The sequence below is a fragment of the Paraburkholderia phytofirmans OLGA172 genome (genome assembly GCF_001634365.1).
In the GTDB taxonomy this organism is placed as follows: Bacteria; Pseudomonadota; Gammaproteobacteria; order Burkholderiales; family Burkholderiaceae; genus Paraburkholderia.
Genome location: NZ_CP014578.1, coordinates 3258389 through 3278443, shown reverse-complemented (window position 1 = coordinate 3278443; position 20055 = coordinate 3258389). Strand labels below are relative to the sequence as shown.

At 62.1% G+C, this 20055-nt stretch carries 17 protein-coding genes; 15 read left to right on the top strand and 2 right to left on the bottom strand.

All coding sequences use genetic code 11. The features are described 5' to 3' along the window. The first annotated feature begins 461 nt into the window (after window positions 1–461). Together ggt and AYM40_RS14290 are read left to right on the top strand one after the other, a co-directional pair. Window positions 462–2216 (top strand): gamma-glutamyltransferase, encoded by a 1755-nt coding sequence (gene ggt / locus AYM40_RS14295; protein ID WP_063496792.1) that lies wholly within the window; start codon window positions 462–464, stop codon window positions 2214–2216. A gap of 166 nt (window positions 2217–2382) precedes the next feature. Next, window positions 2383–2943: an RBBP9/YdeN family alpha/beta hydrolase gene (locus AYM40_RS14290; protein ID WP_063496791.1), complete on the top strand. Its 561-nt coding sequence runs from the start codon at window positions 2383–2385 to the stop codon at window positions 2941–2943. Between the two features lie 114 nt (window positions 2944–3057). On the opposite strand, the gene AYM40_RS14285 is transcribed toward AYM40_RS14290, so the two are convergent. Beyond that, window positions 3058–4278 (bottom strand): CaiB/BaiF CoA transferase family protein, encoded by a 1221-nt coding sequence (locus AYM40_RS14285; protein ID WP_063496790.1) that lies wholly within the window; start codon window positions 4276–4278, stop codon window positions 3058–3060. A gap of 295 nt (window positions 4279–4573) precedes the next feature. On the opposite strand from AYM40_RS14285, the gene alaS reads away from it, so the two are divergent. After that, window positions 4574–7198, top strand: coding sequence for an alanine--tRNA ligase (gene alaS / locus AYM40_RS14280; RefSeq protein ID WP_063496789.1), 2625 nt, complete (start codon window positions 4574–4576; stop codon window positions 7196–7198). Between the two features lie 145 nt (window positions 7199–7343). Here alaS and AYM40_RS14275 read toward each other — a convergent pair whose 3' ends face one another. After that, on the bottom strand, window positions 7344–8255 hold the full coding sequence (locus tag AYM40_RS14275) for a LysR family transcriptional regulator (protein WP_063496788.1): 912 nt from the start codon (window positions 8253–8255) through the stop codon (window positions 7344–7346). A 118-nt stretch (window positions 8256–8373) separates the two neighbouring features. Here AYM40_RS14275 and AYM40_RS14270 point away from each other — a divergent pair, with 118 nt between their 5' ends. The 12 genes from AYM40_RS14270 (at window position 8374) to AYM40_RS14215 (ending at window position 19896) form a co-directional block, all read left to right on the top strand. Further along, a complete protein-coding gene (locus AYM40_RS14270) occupies window positions 8374–9669 on the top strand; it encodes a YbfB/YjiJ family MFS transporter (RefSeq protein ID WP_063496787.1) in 1296 nt (431 codons plus the stop codon). Window positions 9670–9936: 267 nt separating this feature from the next. After that, complete coding sequence (locus AYM40_RS14265; protein ID WP_063496786.1) at window positions 9937–10968, top strand: threonine aldolase family protein; 1032 nt, start codon at window positions 9937–9939, stop codon at window positions 10966–10968. Window positions 10969–11134: 166 nt separating this feature from the next. Next, window positions 11135–11665 (top strand): NUDIX domain-containing protein, encoded by a 531-nt coding sequence (locus AYM40_RS14260; protein ID WP_063496785.1) that lies wholly within the window; start codon window positions 11135–11137, stop codon window positions 11663–11665. A 65-nt stretch (window positions 11666–11730) separates the two neighbouring features. Beyond that, window positions 11731–12180, top strand: coding sequence for an acyl-CoA thioesterase (locus tag AYM40_RS14255; protein WP_063496784.1), 450 nt, complete (start codon window positions 11731–11733; stop codon window positions 12178–12180). Window positions 12181–12184: 4 nt separating this feature from the next. Beyond that, window positions 12185–13123 (top strand): branched-chain amino acid ABC transporter permease, encoded by a 939-nt coding sequence (locus AYM40_RS14250; protein ID WP_063496783.1) that lies wholly within the window; start codon window positions 12185–12187, stop codon window positions 13121–13123. Continuing rightward, a complete protein-coding gene (locus AYM40_RS14245; RefSeq protein ID WP_063496782.1) occupies window positions 13116–14405 on the top strand; it encodes a branched-chain amino acid ABC transporter permease in 1290 nt (429 codons plus the stop codon). Before AYM40_RS14250 ends, AYM40_RS14245 begins: the two co-directional genes overlap by 8 nt. Beyond that, window positions 14402–15154 (top strand): ABC transporter ATP-binding protein, encoded by a 753-nt coding sequence (locus AYM40_RS14240; protein ID WP_063496781.1) that lies wholly within the window; start codon window positions 14402–14404, stop codon window positions 15152–15154. The genes AYM40_RS14245 and AYM40_RS14240 overlap by 4 nt, the downstream gene beginning before the upstream one ends. Further along, the gene (locus AYM40_RS14235) at window positions 15151–15864 is read left to right on the top strand and encodes an ABC transporter ATP-binding protein (protein WP_063496780.1); all 714 of its coding nucleotides are present in this window, start codon (window positions 15151–15153) and stop codon (window positions 15862–15864) included. The genes AYM40_RS14240 and AYM40_RS14235 overlap by 4 nt, the downstream gene beginning before the upstream one ends. A gap of 416 nt (window positions 15865–16280) precedes the next feature. Further along, a complete protein-coding gene (locus AYM40_RS14230; RefSeq protein ID WP_063496779.1) occupies window positions 16281–16535 on the top strand; it encodes a hypothetical protein in 255 nt (84 codons plus the stop codon). A gap of 72 nt (window positions 16536–16607) precedes the next feature. Then, window positions 16608–18878, top strand: a complete 2271-nt coding sequence (locus AYM40_RS14225; protein ID WP_236720846.1) for a M23 family metallopeptidase — start codon at window positions 16608–16610, stop codon at window positions 18876–18878. Beyond that, window positions 18859–19503 carry an XAC2610-related protein gene (locus AYM40_RS14220; protein WP_148662172.1) on the top strand — a complete coding sequence of 215 codons (645 nt, stop codon included), beginning with the start codon at window positions 18859–18861 and terminating at the stop codon, window positions 19501–19503. Before AYM40_RS14225 ends, AYM40_RS14220 begins: the two co-directional genes overlap by 20 nt. Before the next feature lie 12 nt (window positions 19504–19515). Further along, window positions 19516–19896: a hypothetical protein gene (locus tag AYM40_RS14215; RefSeq protein WP_063496776.1), complete on the top strand. Its 381-nt coding sequence runs from the start codon at window positions 19516–19518 to the stop codon at window positions 19894–19896. Window positions 19897–20055 lie beyond the last annotated feature (159 nt).

Sequence of the window (20055 nt, the reverse complement as noted above, 5' to 3'; positions counted from 1 at the left end):
GGGGACGCGCAATGCGCCCACTTATCTGTTAATTCTACCTGACGCGTTCGCTCGCGGCAGGCGACTGCGGCGAGCGGCCAACGTTTGAGCCGGTTTCGGGCGGTTTTTAGGGGTGGGCGGGATCCTGCAAGCCGCATTTAAGCTGCTGTAACAGGAGGTAAAACGTTTAGTTGGCGCATGCGCCGGCGACTTAGGATGCGGGCGGCGCACTCGCCACTCGCCGCGCACGGGCAGCATGTTCGCCCATTGATTTTTCCCCCGGCGCCGCATTGCGCTCGTGCGGCGCACGTCAGGCGGCCACGCTGTCCACCCGCGCCTCGCCCAATCTGTTGGATTGCGCGGCCTGCGCCCTGTCGTGCAGCGCGCCCGGCTGGGCGCAGGCAGCCTCACCCCTTGGGCCGCCTTGCATGGACGCTTTCCGTTCGGGCAACATGGCAACCTTAGTTCCCGGAGTTTCTCGGATGTCCGTCTCGCCGCACGACGCGCCTCGCGCGCCATTCGCCATTTGGTCTTTTGCCCGCATCGTGACGGTCACGGCCGTGTTCACCGCGCTCGCCGGCAGTTTCGTCGCGACGGCCCCCGCGCTCGCGAAAACGCCCCCGGCAAAGGCCGTGCTGGACGCGTCGGCGGTGGCCGTGGCCGATCGCTACAGCGCCGACACCGCGCAGCAGATCTTTGCCGCCGGCGGCAACGCGGTGGACGCCGCTGCCGCTATCGCCTTCACGCTGTCCGTGACGTGTCCGGACGCGGGGAACATCGGTGGCGGCGGGTTCATGACGGTGTTCATGGACGGCAAACCGTATTTTCTCGACTACCGTGAGCGCGCGCCGCAGCAGGCGACCCGCGACATGTACCTCGACGATAAAGGCAACCTCGTACCGGGTATGAGCCGCGTCGGCCATCGCGCGGTGGCTGTGCCGGGCACCGTCGAGGGCATGTGGGAAGCGCAGCAGCGCTTCGGCAAGCTGAAATGGAAGCAGGTGCTCGCGCCCGCGATCCGTTACGCCACCGACGGCTTCCAGGTCGAGCCGTGGTTGCAGCAGCGCCACGACGTGGCGGCGAAGAATTTCGCAGGCAAGACCAACTTCGACGCTTACTTCTCGAATCTGAAGGCAGGCGTGATGATCCGCCAGCCTGAACTCGCGCAAACCCTCTCGCGCATTGCCAGCGATGGCGGCCGCGAGTTCTACGAAGGCCGCACAGCGGATCTGATCGCCCAGCAGATGTACGGCCACGGTCTGGTCGCGAAGCAGGATCTGATGCAATACAAGGCCGTCTGGAGGCAGCCGCTCATCGCCGATTGGAACGGCTACAAGGTCGTGACCGCGCCGCCGCCGAGTTCGGGTGGCATCGGCCTGATCCAGATGCTGAAGATGAAGGCCGATCTGAAGCAGGCGTTCGATGGGCTCGAGTTGAATTCCGTGCCGTATATCCATCTGATCGCGCAGATCGAAGACCGCGTGTTCGCCGATCGCCAGCAATACATCGGCGACCCCGATTCGTACAAGGTGCCGGTCGGCAAACTGACCGATGACGCCTACCTCGCGCAACGCGCCGATGAAGTGAAGCCCGACGAGGTGCCGGGCGCTACGCCCGTCAAAGGCGGCTTCGGCGATGCGTTGCCGGAAAAAGCGCAAACCACGCATTTTTCGGTGGTCGACAAATGGGGTAACGCCGTGTCGAACACGTACACGCTGAATGGGTCTTTTGGTTCCGGCGTGGTGGTGGACGGCGGCGGTTTCCTGCTCAACGATGCGATGGATGACTTCGTCACCAAACCGGCTGCCGCCAGCCCGTCCGGCGCAACGGCCGACGACCTGAACACGGTGGCCCCGGGACGCCGGCCGCTTTCGTCGATGACGCCGACCATTCTGTTGAAGGACAACAAGGTGTCGCTCGTGATCGGCACGCCCGGGGGCTCGCGAATCCTCACGTCGATCTTTCAGGTGATGACGAATCTGTACGACTTCAATATGATGCCCGCCGACGCTTTGGCCGCGATGCGATTCCATCATCAGTTGCTGCCGCCGAATACGATCTATTTCGAGCCATTCCATCCGATCTCGGGCGAGTTGGCCGACCAGTTGAAGGCCAAGGGCTACACGCTGGAAGGGCAGTCGTTCAACGGGGACGTACAGATGATTCGCGTCGAAGGGCCGACGCCTGAACCGGCGGCCGATCCGCGCGGCGTGGGCGTGGCCCGCGTGATGCCATGAAGCGCGGTTTCTTCGGCCCGGCGAAGCAAAAAATTGTAGACGCGGACTGCGGAGACAGATTGCCGATGCGAGCCGTGGAGACATACTGAGAAAGCGAACTTGAAAACGCGCTTGAGAAATCCACTTGAAAAGCGCGCTTAAAAAACGAATTGCAACGGGGAATGCGATGAGCGGACAAAAACTAAACGTACTCGTGCTGCCGGGCTACCAGAATTCCGGCGCGGGGCACTGGCAGACGTGCTGGGAAGCGCTCGATCCCGCCGTTGTGCGCGTGCAGATGCCGGACTGGGACCATCCGGCGCGCGACGCATGGTGCCGCACGCTCGACGCCGCAGTGGCCGCTGCGGACTCCCCAGTGGTGTTCGCCGGGCATAGCCTTGGTTGCCTGACGACCGCCTTCTGGGCGTCGCAGTACGCAAGCGCAGCCCAGCTTGCGAAGGTGGCGGGCGCGTTGCTGGTGGCCGTGCCCGATCCGTCCGGGGCACATTTTCCGCAGGATGCCAGCGGTTTCGCGCCGGTTCCGCTTACGCCCCTGCCGTTTGCGAGCATCGTTGTGTCGAGCAGCGACGATCCGTACGGCGGCGTGCCGTTCTCGCAAAGCTGCGCGGGCGCGTGGGGCAGCCGCTGGATCGATATCGGCCCGCGTGGCCACATCAATGCCGACAGCGGGCTCGGCGATTGGGACGAGGGGCGGCGCTGGCTGGCTTCGTTGGGCGAGCGGCGGTGAGTTCGCATTTGCGCTGATCCGGCGGCCTTTCAGCGCAGGTTGGAGCTTGCCGCCGTCGTCAGAGTGTCACTGAAAGCCGGCGCCGCCTCAGCCGGTCTCAAATCCCAGCCGGACTCAAATCACTGACTGTTCCCGCAGCGTGGCAATCCGAGCCTCGTCATAGCCGAGCACGTCGCGCAGGATGCTGTCGGTGTGTTCGCCGAGCATTGGCGGATGGGACAGCGCTTCGGGCGGCGTGCCGGTCATATTGATCGGATTGCGCACCAGTTTTACCGTGCCGCCCGACGGATGCGGCAGATCGACCTGCATGCCGCGCGCCACCACCTGCTCGTTGTCGAACACTTCGCCCAGATCGTTGATCGGCCCGCACGGCACACCGGCCGCTTCCAGCGCCGCGATCCATTGCTGCTTGCCCTGCAGACGCACCATGTCGGCAAGGATCGGCACGAGTATGTCGCGGTGGCGCACGCGAGCCGGGTTGGTTGCGAATCGCTCGTCGTTGGCGAGTTCGGGGCGGCCGCCTGCCTCGGCGAACTTGCGGAACTGGCCGTCGTTGCCGACCGCGACGATGATCCAGCCGTCGCTGGTCTGGAAGGTCTGATAGGGCACGATGTTCGGATGCGCATTGCCCCAGCGCGCGGGCGGCTGGCCGCTCGCCAGGTAATTCGAATTCATGTTGGCCAGCATGGCCACCTGCACGTCGAGCAGCGCCATGTCGATGTACTGGCCTTCGCCCGTCCGGTCGCGGTGCGTGAGCGCGGTGAGCACGGCGATGGTCGAATACATGCCGGTCATCAGGTCGGCAATCGCGACGCCGGCCTTTTGCGGGCCGCCGCCCGGCTGGCCATCGCGCTCGCCGGTGACGCTCATAAAGCCGCCGATGCCTTGCACGATGAAGTCATAACCGGCGCGCTGCGCATACGGCCCGGTTTGGCCGAAGCCGGTCACCGAGCAGTAGATCAGATCCGGCTTCACTTCTTTGAGCGACGCGTAATCGAGGCCGTACTTCTTCAACTGCCCGACCTTGTAGTTTTCCAGTACCACGTCGCTTTGCGCGGCCAGTTCGCGGATGATCCGCTGGCCTTCCGGCGAAGCGATATCGACGGTGACCGAGCGCTTGTTGCGGTTCGCCGCGAGGTAATAGGCGGCTTCGCGCGTGTCGGCGCCTTCGGGTGTTTTCAGGTACGGCGGCCCCCAGTGGCGGGTGTCGTCGCCAACTTCGGGGCGTTCGATCTTGATGACGTCGGCGCCGAAATCGGCGAGCGTTTGTGCGCACCAGGGGCCGGCGAGCACGCGTGTGAGGTCCAGCACACGGATATGACTGAGAGCGCCCATATTTTTCAATTTCTCCTAGGTAGCCAAAGCGGCGCGTAAGACGCCGTCGATTTGGGCAATCTTAAGCGATTCCCGCGCAGGGGCGCAGTCGGCCGAACGGCATAGGACGCATGGCGCGGCTTGCCGGGTCGCTCGCTACCCGGCCAAACCTGGCCGAATGGCCAACGGTACGGGGCAGGCGCCGCGCGCGGGCGCCGATCCCGTATAATCAGTCGTTTAAGAAACAAACAGTTGGCGCATCCCATGATGCCGCCGGTAACAGCCAGGGAACTGGCAAACCCGTCCCCCGCACGCTATGAAAGCCGCCGAAATCCGCGAGAAATTCCTCAAGTTCTTCGAATCGAAGGGCCATACGATCGTTCGCTCGTCGAGCCTTGTGCCCGGCAACGACCCGACACTGCTCTTCACCAATTCGGGAATGGTGCAGTTCAAAGATGTGTTCCTCGGCGCGGAATCGCGTCCGTATTCGCGCGCCACAACCGCGCAGCGCAGCGTGCGCGCCGGCGGCAAGCACAACGATCTGGAAAACGTCGGTTACACCGCGCGTCACCACACGTTCTTCGAAATGCTGGGCAACTTCTCGTTCGGCAACTACTTCAAGCGCGACGCGATCCACTACGCGTGGGAATTGCTCACCGGCGTGTACCAACTGCCGAAAGACAAGCTGTGGGTCACCGTCTATCACGAAGACGACGAAGCGCACGACATCTGGGCGAAGGAAGTGGGCGTGCCGGTCGAGCGGATCATCCGCATTGGCGACAACAAGGGTGCGCGCTACGCGTCGGACAATTTCTGGCAGATGGCCGACGTCGGGCCGTGCGGCCCTTGCTCGGAAATTTTCTACGACCACGGCCCGGAGGTCTGGGGCGGGCCGCCGGGGTCTCCTGAGGAAGACGGCGACCGCTACATCGAGATCTGGAATCTCGTGTTCATGCAATTCAGCCGCGACGCCCAAGGCAACATGACGCCGCTGCCCAAGCAGTGCGTCGACACGGGCATGGGTCTCGAGCGTATCGCCGCGGTTCTGCAGCACGTGCACAGCAACTACGAGATCGATCTGTTCCAGGCGCTCATCAAGGCCGCGGGCCGCGAAACCGGCGTGACCGACCTGACGAACAACTCGCTGAAGGTGATCGCCGATCACATCCGCGCGTGCTCGTTCCTGATCGTCGACGGTGTGATTCCGGGCAACGAAGGCCGCGGCTACGTGCTGCGCCGTATCGTGCGCCGCGCGATCCGCCACGGTTACAAGCTGGGCAAGAAGGGTTCGTTTTTCCACCGCATGGTGCCGGACCTCGTCGCGCAAATGGGCGGCGCCTATCCGGAACTGAAGGACGCGGAACAACGCGTGACCGACGTGCTGCGTCAGGAAGAAGAGCGCTTCTTCGAGACCATCGAGCACGGCATGTCGATTCTCGAAAGCGCATTGGCCGATCTGGAAGCGAAGGGCGGCAAGATGCTCGACGGCGAACTGGCGTTCAAGCTGCACGACACCTACGGTTTCCCGCTCGATCTGACGGCAGACGTCTGCCGCGAACGCGAAGTGACGGTCGACGAAGCCGCCTTCGACGAAGCGATGGCGCGTCAGCGCGAACAGGCGCGCGCGGCGGGCAAATTCAAGATGGCGCAGGGCCTCGAATACTCGGGTGCGAAGACTACGTTCCACGGCTACGAAGAAATCATCTTCGACGACGCGAAAGTGATCGCGCTGTATGTCGACGGCGCGTCGGTTAAGGAAGTCAGCAACGGCCAGCAGGCGGTCGTCGTGCTCGACCACACGCCGTTCTACGCGGAGTCAGGCGGCCAGGTCGGCGACCAGGGCGTGCTGGCTAATGCGAGCGTGCGCTTTGCGGTAGCCGATACGCTGAAGGTGCAGGCGGACGTGGTCGGCCATCACGGCACCCTCGAGCAGGGCACGCTGAAAGTCGGCGACGTCGTGAAGGCGGAAATCGATGCAGTGCGTCGTGCCCGCACCGAGCGCAATCACTCGGCCACCCACCTGATGCACAAGGCGCTGCGCGAAGTGCTCGGCTCGCACGTGCAGCAAAAGGGTTCGCTGGTCGACGCGGACAAGACCCGTTTCGACTTCGCGCACAACGCGCCGATGACCGACGAGCAGATCCGTCAGGTCGAAGCGATCGTCAACGCGGAAGTGCTGGCGAACGCGCCGGGCATTGTGAAGGTCATGCCGTTCGACGAAGCGGTAAAGGGCGGCGCGATGGCGCTGTTCGGCGAAAAGTACGGCGACGAAGTGCGCGTGCTCGACCTCGGTTTCTCGCGCGAGTTGTGCGGCGGTACGCACGTGCATCGCACGGGCGACATTGGCCTGTTCAAGATTGTGATGGAAGGCGGCGTGGCTGCGGGCATTCGTCGCGTGGAAGCGATCACGGGCGATAACGCCGTGCGCTTCGTGCAGGATCTCGACGCGCGGATCAATGCGGCTGCGGCCGTGTTGAAGGCGCAGCCGTCGGAACTGACGCAGCGGATCGTGCAGGTGCAGGATCAGGTGAAGTCGCTGGAGAAAGAACTGAGCGCATTGAAGTCGAAGATGGCTTCGAGCCAGGGCGACGAGCTTGCCGGTCAGGCAATCGAAGTGGCAGGCGTCCATGTGCTGGCTGCCACGCTCGAGGGAGCGGACGTGAAAACGCTGCGCGAGACTGTCGACAAGCTGAAGGACAAGCTGAAGAGCGCGGCGATCGTGCTGGCCTCGGTCGAGGGCGGCAAAGTGAGCTTGATCGCCGGTGTGACGGCGGACGCCAGCAAGAAGGTCAAGGCCGGTGAGCTGGTCAACTTCGTTGCGCAGCAAGTCGGCGGCAAGGGCGGCGGTCGGCCGGACATGGCGCAAGCGGGTGGCACGGAGCCGGCGAATCTGCCGGCGGCACTGGCGGGCGTGAAGGGGTGGGTCGAAGCCCAGCTCTGATTCGGGTTTGATTGAGCCATGCGGGGCGTGGGTTGTTGTTGCGTCCCGCGTGGCTCGAGTTGTTTTTAGCCTTGGCGTGTCTTGCCGTGCATCAACCTGGCCGACTGCTGTGGCGGTTAGCGTTCTCCGACACGCAGGCAAAGCATCAAGCAACGCCTGCCGGTGCGGCGGTAGGTAACGCTACTGCATCCTCTCCCGACACAAGCGTCTGCCGCAGCGCATTGAGCGCGGACGAAAAATGCCCCCGTCGCCAGACAAGAAGCGTTTCGATCGCGCCAATATCGCGAAGCTCATGAACTGCGATATTGCTGGCGTCGGCCTGCAAATCCAGCACTGTCCTGGGCGCCACGGCCACCCCGGCCCCAGCCGCCACGCAAGCCACAATCGCATGGTAGGAACCCAGTTCCAGCACCCGAGCCGGCCTCACCCCGTGCTCCAGATACCACTTCTCGATGTACGCCCGGTAAGCACACCCACGCTCGAAAGCGATCAGCGTCGATAAGGCAATATCCCGCACGTCGCGAATCGGCCGATGGCCTCGCGGCGACAGCATCACCAGCTCTTCGCGGAAAACCGGCACCGTCTCGAACAATTCACCGAGCGCGGCAGGATCCGGCGGGGTCGCCACCAGCGCCGCATCCACTTCGAATTCGCGGACCCGCTCGATCAACTTACCGGTCGTGCCAGTTTCGAGTTCCAGTGCGACATCCGGCCACTGCTGGTGATAACGCGCGAGCAAGCCAGGCAGACGCGTCGCCGCGACGCTTTCCATCGTGCCCAAACGCAAGCGCCCACTTGGACGATCCTCGCGTACCGCATGGCGCGCCTCGTCGGCGAGCGCGAGCAGGCGCTCCGCGTAGGGCAGCAGCGTCTCGCCAGCCGGCGTCAAAACGAGGCGCCGGCCATCGCGGATGAACAGGTCGGTACCCAGTTGCTCCTCGAGTTGCTTAATGCGCGTCGTGACGTTCGATTGCACGCGATTGAGCTTGGCAGCGGCGCGCGTGACGCCGTTTTCGCGCACGACCGCACGAAAAATGGTCAAGGCGGCCAGATCCATGGTTCTCTCCTGGCGATGGTTGGTATCCGAATTATTCATTTTTCGTGATGGAGAGGTCAAGCTAATATGGATTGAAGAAACCGGTGCTTGCCGGCCCGAATCCACTTACCGTCCGCTCATGAACAATCTCGCTTCCAGCGCGCACGACATCCCTGCCGAACGTCACAGCGCCCGCCGCGCGGCCTTTGCCTGCATGGTCACCTTGGCCGTGGTGCTTGGTATCGGCCGTTTTGCGTTCACGCCGCTCTTGCCGCTGATGCTTCACGGCAGCGCCTTCGGCCAGCCGCAGATCGATATCCAGCATGGCGGCTGGCTCGCGTCGTTCAACTACGCGGGCTATTTCGTCGGTGCGCTCACCTGCGCGGCATTGCGCGTCGAGCCGGCGCGCATGGTGCGGGCGGGCCTTGTGGCGACGGTTTTGCTGACACTGGCGATGGGCGTAACAAGCCAATTCTGGGTGTGGGCCGTCGTGCGCTTCGTTGCCGGCGCGATCAGCGCCTGGACCTTCGTGTTTGCCTCGCAGTGGGGCCTGCGGCGGCTCGCCGAACTTGGCGCGCACGGGTGGAGCGGGGTGATCTATACAGGCCCGGGCGTGGGCATCGTCGGGACGGGCTTGCTGGTCAGCGCCGCGGGCGGCTACGGCGCGACGGCGGGCTGGGTCGGTTTCGGGCTTATCGCGGCGGTGCTTTCGATCGCGGTTTGGCGCGTGTTTGGGAGCGTGACCGATATCACCTCAGCAGGCGCGGCGCGTGCCACGAGCGCGGCAACCACCGCCGCGCATGCGAGCCAACGCCCGGCCGCCAGCCAACGCCCCCCCACAAGCCATTTCCCTCACCGCGCCGATGCCTTCTGGCTGATCCTGCTCTACAGCGTGCCCGGTTTCGGCTACATCATCACCGCGACGTTCCTGCCGGTGATCGCGCGCCACGCCCTGCCGGGCTCGTCCTGGCCCGATCTGTTCTGGCCGATGTTCGGCGCGGCTTTGATCGTCGGTGCGTTGCTCGCGGCACGCTTGCCGGTGCATTGGGACAACCGCACGCTGCTCGCCGGTTGTTACTTGCTGCAAGCCGCCGGCATTGCGCTCGGCATCGTCTGGCCCACGGCAGGCGGCTTCTCGCTCGGCAGCATCCTGATTGGCCTGCCATTTACGGCCATCACCCTGTTCGCGATGCGCGAAGCGCGGCGTCTGCGCGGCGACAATGCGGCTGGCCTGATGGGCTATGCGACGGCGGCGTATGGCGTGGGTCAGATCGTCGGTCCGCTCGTGGCTGCACCGATAGCCGACCACACGGGGTCTTTTTCGCCGGCGCTGTGGCTGGCGGCGGGGGCGTTGCTGCTGGGCGCGGTCGGTCTGATGATCGTGGCGCGCGTGCCGCGTGGTAACGGTCGCACGCCCGATTGCGGCTGCAACTAACGGCCTGTGCGAACTGTGCACGCTGATGCGTAGTCGAGGCTACCGGCACCGGCTTTGAGCAAAGCGGCGCGTTCCTCGGCGTCAACCGATCTCGCAAGCGCAAGTGCCAGCACGGCAAGGTTGTCCGCCGCCTTGCGACGAAAACATGGGTCTGTTGAACCACCCGCGAAGCAAATACCAAAGCGAAAAACAAATAACCCGCTGGCGCACTAAAATGACCGCTTTCCTGTCATCTCAGCGCGCCCGTCGCCGGGTGCGCCGCCAGCCATGCAACATTTCGCGTCCGACAACTATGCCGGCATCTGTCCCGAAGCGCTCGCGGCGCTGACCGCCGCCAACAATAGCGGCCACGAGCCGGCTTATGGCGACGACTCCTGGACCAACCAGGTCTGCGACCGCCTGCGGGATCTGTTCCAGACCGATTGCGAAGTGTTTTTCGTGTTCAACGGCACGGCCGCCAATTCACTGGCGCTGGCGTCGCTGTGCCAGTCGTATCACTCGGTGATCTGCCATGAACTTGCTCATATCGAAACCGATGAATGCGGCGGCCCCGAATTCTTCTCCGGCGGCTCGAAGCTGCTGACCGCGCCGGGCGTCGGCGGCAAGCTCACGCCGGATGCGATCGAAGCGGTTGTCACGCGCCGCGCCGATATTCACTACCCGAAACCGAAGGTCGTCACGCTGACCCAATCGACTGAAGTGGGCACCGTCTACACCGTCGAGGAAGTGCGCGCAATCGCGGCGATCGCCAAGCGGCGCCATCTGAAAGTGCATATGGACGGCGCGCGGTTTGCGAACGCGGTCGCGGCGCTCGACGTGCATCCGTCCGAGATCACGTGGCGCGCGGGCGTCGACGTGTTGTGCTTCGGCGGGACCAAGAACGGTTTGCCGGTTGGTGAGGCCGTGGTGTTCTTCGACCGCTCGCTCGCCGATGATTTCGCCTACCGTCTGAAGCAGGCCGGCCAGCTTGCTTCGAAAATGCGCTTTATCTCCGCGCCGTGGCTCGGTCTGCTGGATAACGACGTCTGGCTGCGCAACGGGCGTCATGCGAATGCGATGGCGGAATTGCTGCAAGCGCGGTTGCAGGAAATTCCCGGCGTGAGCATCATGTTTCCGCGAGAATCGAACGCGGTCTTTGCGCAATTGCCCGCGCAGGCCGCCAAGGCAATGCGTGCGCGCGGCTGGAAGTTCTACGAGTTCATCGGCGCAGGCGGTTGCCGGCTGATGTGCGCCTGGGACACGCAGCCGGAAACTGTCGAGGGTTTTGCTGCGGAAGTGCGCGAGCTGTGCGTGGCCTGAGCCCGCATAGACTGCGCACCCAGGCCCGGCTGGAGCGGTGAACTTGATCCGGAAGCTGGAACGAGGCTTACAAACAAGACCGCGCACTGGGTGCTGAACCAACTGCAACACGACATTCAACGCTGAACAACGCTGCACACAAAACATAAGAGACAACCCACTCGCCATGACCGAATACCGATTTTGTCCGCGCTGCGCTACGCCTTTGATCGAGCGCGTCGATGCTGAATATGAAGGTGGACGGATCCGCCAGATCTGCGCCGATACGGAATGCGGCTACGTCCACTGGAACAATCCGCTACCAGTGGTGGCCGCGATCGTCGAATACGAGGGCAAGATCCTGCTCGCACGCAACGCCGCATGGCCGGAAGGTATGTTCGCGCTGATCACCGGCTTTCTGGAAAACGGCGAGACCCCGGAAGAGGGCATTGCCCGCGAAGTGCTGGAAGAAACCTCGCTGCACGCGGAGACGGTCGAGTTGATCGGCGTGTACGAATTCATCCGCAAAAACGAACTGATCATCGCGTATCACGTGAAGGCGTACGGGACGGTCGCGTTGTCGCCGGAATTGCTCGAATACCGGTTGATCGAACCGGCCAAACTGCGTCCATGGCGTGCGGGCACCGGTCAGGCGCTCGGCGAATGGATGCGACGGCGCGGCTTGCCGGTCGAGTTTGTCGAAAAGCCAGGGAAGTAAGTATTGCCAACGAATTGGCTATCGTCCCTCGCCAACGATCAAGACAACCTCTACGCCACGTCACGATGAGCAGACCCGCACCCGCCATGCGCAGCGCCTACCCGCACTTTCTGCCTATCACCACACGCTGGATGGACAACGACGTCTACGGCCACGTCAACAACGTCGTCTATTACAGCTACTTCGACACCGTGGTGAACGAGTACCTGATCCGCGCCGGCGTGCTCGACTTCGAGCATGGCGCGACGATCGGCCTCGTGGTCGAGACGCATTGCAATTACTTCGCGCCGCTGGTGTTTCCGGAGCGGGTCGAGGCGGGTTTGCGGGTGGTGCGGCTCGGCACCTCGAGCGTGCGCTACGAGGTGGGCCTCTTCAAGGAGGGCGAAGATCAACCTGCCGCCCAGGGTCATTTCGTGCACGTGTATGTGGATCGCGTCACGCGCCGTCCGGTGACCTTGCCCGCCGACTTGCGCGCGGCGCTCGAACCGCTCACCGTCGCCGTGCAGGCGGAATAGGCGCGTGCAGTCGTTCGTCGTCAATCTGCTCAACGGTGTCAGTTACGGCCTGCTGCTGTTCATGCTGTCGGCAGGCTTGACGCTGATTTTCAGCATGCTCGGTGTGCTGAATTTTGCGCACGCGAGCTTCTATATGCTCGGCGCGTACGTCGGTTTTTCGGTGACGGCGCATGCGGGCTTCTGGAGTGCGCTGGTGATCGCGCCGCTGATTGTCGGCTTGATCGGCGCGGCGCTGGAGCGCTGGCTGCTGCGCCGTGTGCGTGTGCATGGTCATCTCCCCGAGTTGCTGCTGACGTTCGGCGCCGCGTATCTGCTCGGCGAACTGGTCAAGCTCGGCTGGGGCTTGAGTCCGCTTGGCGCGACTGTTCCGGCCGGGCTCGACGGCCCGTTGTTCACTGTCTACGGCGCGGCCTTCGCACGCTATCGGGCCTTCATGATGACGGTATCGCTGGCGATGCTGGCGGTGCTCTACGCGGTGCTGCGCGTGTCCAGGGCGGGGCTGATCGTGCGCGCCGCGCTCACGCATGCGAGCGCTGTCGAGGCGCTCGGCCACAACGTGCCGCGCGTGTTCACCGGCGTGTTCGCGGCGGGCACGGCGCTCGCCGCGCTCGCCGGCGTGATCGGCGCGCCGCTCTTCGTGATCGAACCGGCAATGGCGGAGTCGCTCGGCTCGATCGTGTTCGTAGTGGTGGTGATCGGTGGGTTGGGCTCGCTGAGCGGGGCGCTGGCGGCCTCGCTGATCGTCGGTTGCGTGCAGACCTTTGCGGTGGCGAGCGACGTCTCGTTGGGCGATCTCACGGCGGTATTCGGCGGCGCGCTGCCGGCCGCATGGGACGCGCTCACGCTTGCGCAACTTGCGCCGCTGATTCCCTATCTGCTGCTTGTCGCGATGCTGGCGCTGCGCCCGCGTGGACTGTTCGGACGGCGTGACGATCATGCGTGAGCCATCCAAAAAGTTCGCTGTGCCGACAACCACGTCTCGCTCGATGTTGCGCAGGTTCGCGCCATGGCTTGCACTCGTCCTGTTCCTCGTCGTGCCGCCCTTTGTCTGGCCGCAGAGCTGGCTGCTCGCCTATCTTGCGCAGACCGCGACGATGATCGTGTTCGCGCTCTCGTACAACCTGCTGCTCGGCGAAACCGGCTTGCTGTCCTTCGGTCATGCGGCTTATTCGGGCCTCGGCGCGCTCGTCGCGGCGCAGGTGTTCAACCGCATTGGCGTGCCGTTGGTGCTGTTGCCGTTGATCGGCGGCAGCGGCGGTGCGCTGTGCGGGGTGCTGTTCGGTTTCGTGTCGACGCGGCGTGCCGGGACGGCTTTCGCGATGATCACGCTCGGTATCGGCGAACTCGTCGCGGCGGCGGCGTGGACTCTGCCCGACTGGTTCGGCGGCGAGGCCGGCGTGCCGATCGATCGCGCGAGCGGGCCGATGCTAGCAAGCTGGAGCTTCGGCCCGGCACGCGAGGCGTATGCGCTGATCGCGCTGTGGTGCGTGCTGGCGAGCGTGGCGATGTTCATACTGTCGCGCACACCGTTCATGCGGCTTGCCAACGCCGTGCGCGACAACCCGGCGCGCGCTGCGGCGATCGGCTGCTATCCGCGCCGCATCCGCTATGGCGTGGTGGTGATGTCGGCGTTTTTTGCGGGCATCGCAGGCACCCTGGGGCTGATCAATGTCGAACTGGTGTCGACGGAAAGCGTCGGCATGATGCGTTCGGGCGCCGTGCTGATTGCGACGGTGATCGGCGGCACGGCGGCGTTTTTCGGGCCGGTCGCGGGCGCGATCGTCCTGACGTTTTTCAGTGTCGCGGTGGCGAGCATCACGCGGGCCTGGCTGTTCTATCTGGGGCTGTTCTTCATCGTGGTCGTGGTGGCGTCGCCGGATGGACTGGCGGGTTTCGTGCAGCGGCACTCGGCCCGCGTCGCGGCCTACGGCTGGCGCGTGTGCAGCAAGACGTATCTTTGGGGTACGGCCTCAGCGGTGCTGTGGACGCTGGCCGTCGTGTTCGCGGTGCAATGTGCCTACGCCGTGCAATTCGGCGCGGACGACGGCGCGGCTTTCAACGTCGTCGGCGTGCCGTTGCAGAGAACCTCGCCGTATCTTTGGCTCGGCGTTGCGGTGTTCATGCTGGCCGCGCTTGGGGTGCTTGCCGCGCACTGCGCGCTTCGCGCACAAGCACGTCTCGCCGTTCGCGCGAGCGTCACGCCGATCACCGGAGACGCGCGATGATCCCGGCGCTCGCGGTCTACGGCATCGAAAAGCGCTTCGGCGCCACGCAGATTCTGCGCGGCGTCGATCTGGCGATCGAGCCCGGCGAGCGCCATGCATTGATCGGGCCGAACGGCGCCGGCAAGTCGACGCTTTTCAATTTGATCGCCGGGGGCGCGCGGCCGAACGCCGGGCGCATCGATCTGTTCGGCGCGGAGATCACGCGTCTCGCGCCGGCCGCGATCACGCGCCGCGGCCTTGCGCGCAGTTTCCAGACCACCAGCGTGTTCGCCCGCCTCAGCGTGTTCGACAACCTACGCTGCGCGGCCATGCTGGCCGAGCGTGACCGCACGCGCTGGTGGCAGCGGTTCAGCGGCTCGCGCACGGTCGATGCCCGCGCCGGGCAGGTGCTCGAAGCTGTGGGCTTAAGCGCGCGCCGGCATATCCAGGCCGGCACACTGAGCTATGCCGAGCAGCGTGCGCTCGACCTCGGCCTCGCGCTCGCGGGCGGCGCGCATACCCTGCTGCTCGATGAGCCCACCGCCGGCATGAACCGCGCCGAAGCGGCGCGCGCGATCGAATTGATTCGCACGACCACCGCGGGCCGTACGCTGCTGATGGTCGAGCACGACATGGACGCCGTGTTCGCGATCGCCGACCGCATTTCGGTGCTGGTGCAAGGCCGCATCATCGCGACCGGTACGCCGGCCGCGATTCGCGCGGATGCGGCAGTGCGCGCCGCTTATCTTGGCGACGGCTTGCGCACATGACCGCTTTGCTCGACATTCGACAACTGAACGCCTGGTACGGCGCGAGCCAGGCGCTGCACGGCGTCACGTTGCAGATCGAGGCAGGCGAAGTCGTCGCGCTGGTCGGGCGCAACGGCTCCGGACGCTCGACGCTGGCGCGCGCGATCATGGGGCTCGTGCGCAGCGAGGGCGAATTGCGTTTTGCCGGTCATGCGCTCGGCGGTCTTCGCACCTTCGAGATTGCCCGTCTGGGGCTCGGTTACGTGCCTGAACATCGCGACGCTTTTCCGACGCTGAGCGTCCACGAGAATCTGCAACTCGGTGTGGCGCCGCGCGCTCGCGGCCGCATGCCGCGCTTTGCCTTTGACGACGCCTACGAACTGTTCCCCATCCTGCGCGAAAGAAAGCGTACGCGCGCTGGCGCATTATCGGGCGGCGAACAGCAGATGCTGACGCTCGCGCGGGCATTGCTCGGCGACCCCGACTTGCTGGTCGTCGATCAACCTGGCGAGGGGCTAGCCAGCCAGGTGATGGGGCAGGTTGCGCAGTGTCTGCGGATGCTGCGTGATCGCGGCATGGCGATGCTGCTGATCGAGCAGCGGCTTGTGATTGCGCAAGACATCGCCAGTCGGGTAGCGGTGATGGGGCATGGAGAAATTGTTTTCGATGACGCGCTCGCGTCGTTTGTGAGGCGGCCGGACGTGATGCGGGAATGGCTCGGGGTGGGTTAGCCGAGGTGTACCCTGGCTGGCCTCAATTGCGGCGTCCTTAACGCCTCGGCATGCGCGACGTGCACGATCAAGTGCCGCGCATCTCGTCACTTTCTATTACAGCACTGCGTTCGAATTTGCGGCTGTCTCGTGGGCCAGGCCCGGTTGACGTCTGCGAGACTGAAGGCACTGAGGCGGCGTAGAACCACCTTCCGCAGCAGCAATCAATCGGCAGTCAATCCCGCCGTGGGTCCTGTTTAACCGGGGCTAGTCGTCGTCGCCCGGAACCGGGTTGAAAATGTCCCGCTTACACTCATCGGGCGGTGGACAGCACGCCTTCCCAACGCGATTGCATGAAACGTTACAGATGGTGGCGGGATTGTTGTAACCCCGGTTGAAAGCGGGCTTACTACAGCTTTCGACGCTGGGAAGAGGCGATGCGGGAAGACGTACTAAGTATTGAAGAAGCATTTGGCGATTTGTTTGATCCGTGCAGCCGTGCGCCAGCTCATGATCTGATGGAAATGCTGGTGGTGGTCATCGATGGCAAGACCGTACGCGGCTCGTATTGTGGCGAACCGCATGCGCTTCACCTGGTGTCGACCTACGGCAGCGGCCTGGGTATGGCGCTAGGGCAGGTGCGCATGGCAAACAAAAGCAACGACATCACGGCGATCCCGTTCGCCCACTAAGCCATGGTAATCAGCCCTCCATTCCTGCCTGCCGCCGGTCTCACGTCCACCGACCCCACGGAACCCGATCCGATGATGGCGGCCGTTGGGCAGTTTGAACTGCTCCATCACGGCACCTACCCGATTGCGTTTGACCGCCGTTCGCATTGCGGCATTCACCTGGCCCCGTCCGAGCAGACGGAGCCCGTACGGGCGATCGCCGATGGCGAGGTGATTGCGTACCGCGTCAGCAAGAATGCGATTGCCGATGGCCAGATCAATCCGCAAACCGGTAACCCCGTACTGAACTCGAATACGGGCTTCGTGCTGCTCAAGCATGTGACCGATACCGGCGACGGGCGCACGATCACGTTCTATTCGCTGTACATGCATCTGCTGGACATGACTGCACAGCAAAACATCGCTCCGCAGCCCACCAATCCAGCTCAGAACAGTTCGCCCGACGGGTTGCCCGCATGGCTACTCGACACGGCTGGGGGCAAGGATGGCGTAGCGCGGTCCGGCAACGGCAGAAAGGTCTATCGCAAGGACATGCTGGGATACTGGGGGAGTTGTCATGGCACCCGGCATCTGCACTTTGAAATTTTCATGACCGAAACGGATTTCACGGCATGGTTCGCCCAGGACGGACATAAGGTTCAGCTCGGCGCGAAAAATCCGGTCACACCCGCATCGAAGGATTACTGGGGACACAGCTACTTCGTGATTCCCGGCGGACAGACATTCGTCAGCGTGCCGCCGGGGCAGCATGGCTCCGCGTACTTTCCGGCGCTGACGTCCGGAACACTCGACCCGAACAGCAAGCTCTATGTCGAGGCGTATTTCCACAAGGGCGAACGCTACACACGATCATGGGTCGGCATAGGTGACAGCATCAAGCCGCTAACAGCGGCGCCGGTGAAGGATCGATACAAGGAATACGAATACAACCTGTACCAGCGTGCGACGGACCTCTATCCGCACTGCCCGAGCGACGGCTACGACATGCTGCGCTTTGGCCGCATCCTTGGAGCGGACCAGCAGACGCTACCTGCGTCGGCACCGAACACGTGGGTGGCAGTGCCCTTCGACGAGAACAGCACACAGGGCTACATCGACATCAGCCAGGACGCCATCCAGAAGCTGTCAGATGCGGATTTCCCGTTTTTTACTGGCTGGAAAAGGATCGACGACGACAATACTCCGTTTGGTCCGGATGGCCTGTGTGGTTACGACGAACTATGCAAGATCACCGGTGTTGCTGAAGCACAGGAATTGCCCGGTGCGACGATGCCTTCCGAGTACAGCGAGGATGATCAGCTGGCTGCTTACGTACGGGGTAAGGAAGACGTACTGAACAGCCTGAAGGGTTTTATTTGCCACGCGAGCAGCGAATGGGATGCAGGCAACAACGATGGGCGCTATGGGGGGCTGAACGAGCCAGACGGATTCTTTGGGAAGCGCAAGGATATCGATCCAGACGAATATGACAAGTTCGTCGCCTTTCTGAAGAGGTTTCAGTTTCTGGAACAGACGCCACTGGGTGGCCACAGGTTCTGGTTCTTCCATCCGCTTGCGTTTATCCGGCATTTCAGGAAATGCGGATGGATGAGCGCACAGGAGTTGGCTCAATGCATTCCTCGTAAAATCGTTGACCAGACCAGAAATCAAGTGAACCAAACAGTGTTTCCCCGAGGAAGCATCGGTTGGGGTTCAGCCTTGGCGAGGGTGCAACGGTTTTTACCTCACCTTAATCGAGCTTTTCGAAAATACGGACTATCGAGCAACGGCATTCGGCTTTCTTATTTTCTTGGAAATGCCATACAGGAGACTACATATCTATCGCAGACAGCAGAAGGAGATGGGTCTCATCTTAGCTATGCCCCGTGGTATGGTCGAGGAATCATCCAGCTGACACATGAGGAAAATTACAAACGATATGGCGATTACAGAGGCTGGCCCGGCTCCGCGTCAAGTTATAGGGACTCCCTTGAAACAGATCCGGCTCGCGCGAGTGATTCGGCGGGATTTTACTGGGTAAGCTGTGCGAAGCCGGTTAATTCTGCCCACAATATCAATGTTGAGGCTGACGCATATCCAATAATCTCGCCGACTACAATAACGAATGTATGCTCGAGTTACGATTATCATAATCGGACGTGTAATACTGTTTTGTCAGCGATGAGATTTCGAGTCTGTCAGCAGTTTGAGCGAACCGCGAGAGCAGTTAACACCGGGTCGCCAAATAGGACGGGTGCGATGTATGGGCTGGTTCCGCGGACCAATGTTTTTCTCTCATCGATGGCAAAATTGTCCGATGTGTTAATCGATTTTGAGGATGCGTATGCTCAGAAAATCGGCTAAAAAATTTTTCGTATATATCGGATCTTTAAGTGCTAGTGCTGGCATGCGAAATTTAAATAGGATCATGCCGATCGTTGGGCTGGCCTTATCTTTAAAAATCGCGCTTATTTCGAATGATTCGTGGTCTAAAAGACTGCAGTCCACCCCTGAAATTTCCGTCAATGAAAATAGAATCCATATAAGTTTTCCGTCTGGAAAAATGCAAACAATAATAGTTGATCATGAAGTTAAATTGGTGGACGTTAAATTTGAGAATTTGACATCTGGCGGGTATGAGGATTTAAAGGTGCTGAACACCCGAGGGGCTTCTCAAGAGTTCTACGACGTGTACTTATATTCGCCCAAGCAAGGAATATACGTTTTCAACAAAGAATTGAGTGATATTCCGTGTTTGCAGGCGGATGCGAAACGGAAGCAGGTGATCGGTGCGTGTTTTCACGAGAGTTCTTGTGAAAATTGGGAGGAGCGCTATACCCTCAGCGCGAGAGGTGTGCTTTCACTTATCGAACGAAGGGGAACTTACTGCGATCCTACGGGGCAAACCTATTTTTATGTGGACAGGTTCAAAAATGGAAAGCATATTTATTCAAAGGTTACTCCGCTTTCTCCTTCAACCGGTCAGTAGGCTGCATAATTAATGATTCAAGATAAAATTAAATCGAACGCCGGATCCGCATCGCCTCCTACTCAGAATCTGCCCGTCGGCAAGATTTATAGCCACAGCATGAGTTTTCGGGACGCGTCCGCGACGGAAAAACCGCCTGTTAAAACGTTGATGTCGAAGCCTGGTGTCAATTTTGTTTGCGCCAGTTTGATCGACAAATCCAAAGAGGAGATCGCACGCCAGCATGGTGCTGTCTACGACGGAGATGGAAAAAAGTGGGTTCCTTATTTCGAGAGCAAGAGAGATGTAGAGCCTATGGACACACTCACTAAAGTGCAGAACCTGGAAGCGGTCAACGGGAACAGATTCTATTTGATCCAGGACGATCCCGCACAGCGCGAGCGCTACCTGTAATTTTGCATCGTTCACAAAGCTTTGGCCGTGTGCGGTGGTGAACCCGTTATGCACCTTAGCGATCCTAATGAGGATCTGCATCCATACGTTTTCGACGTCCTTCGCAGCGCCGAATTCGTTGGCGCCTCTGGATTTACACCCGTGCCAGCACGACGATTG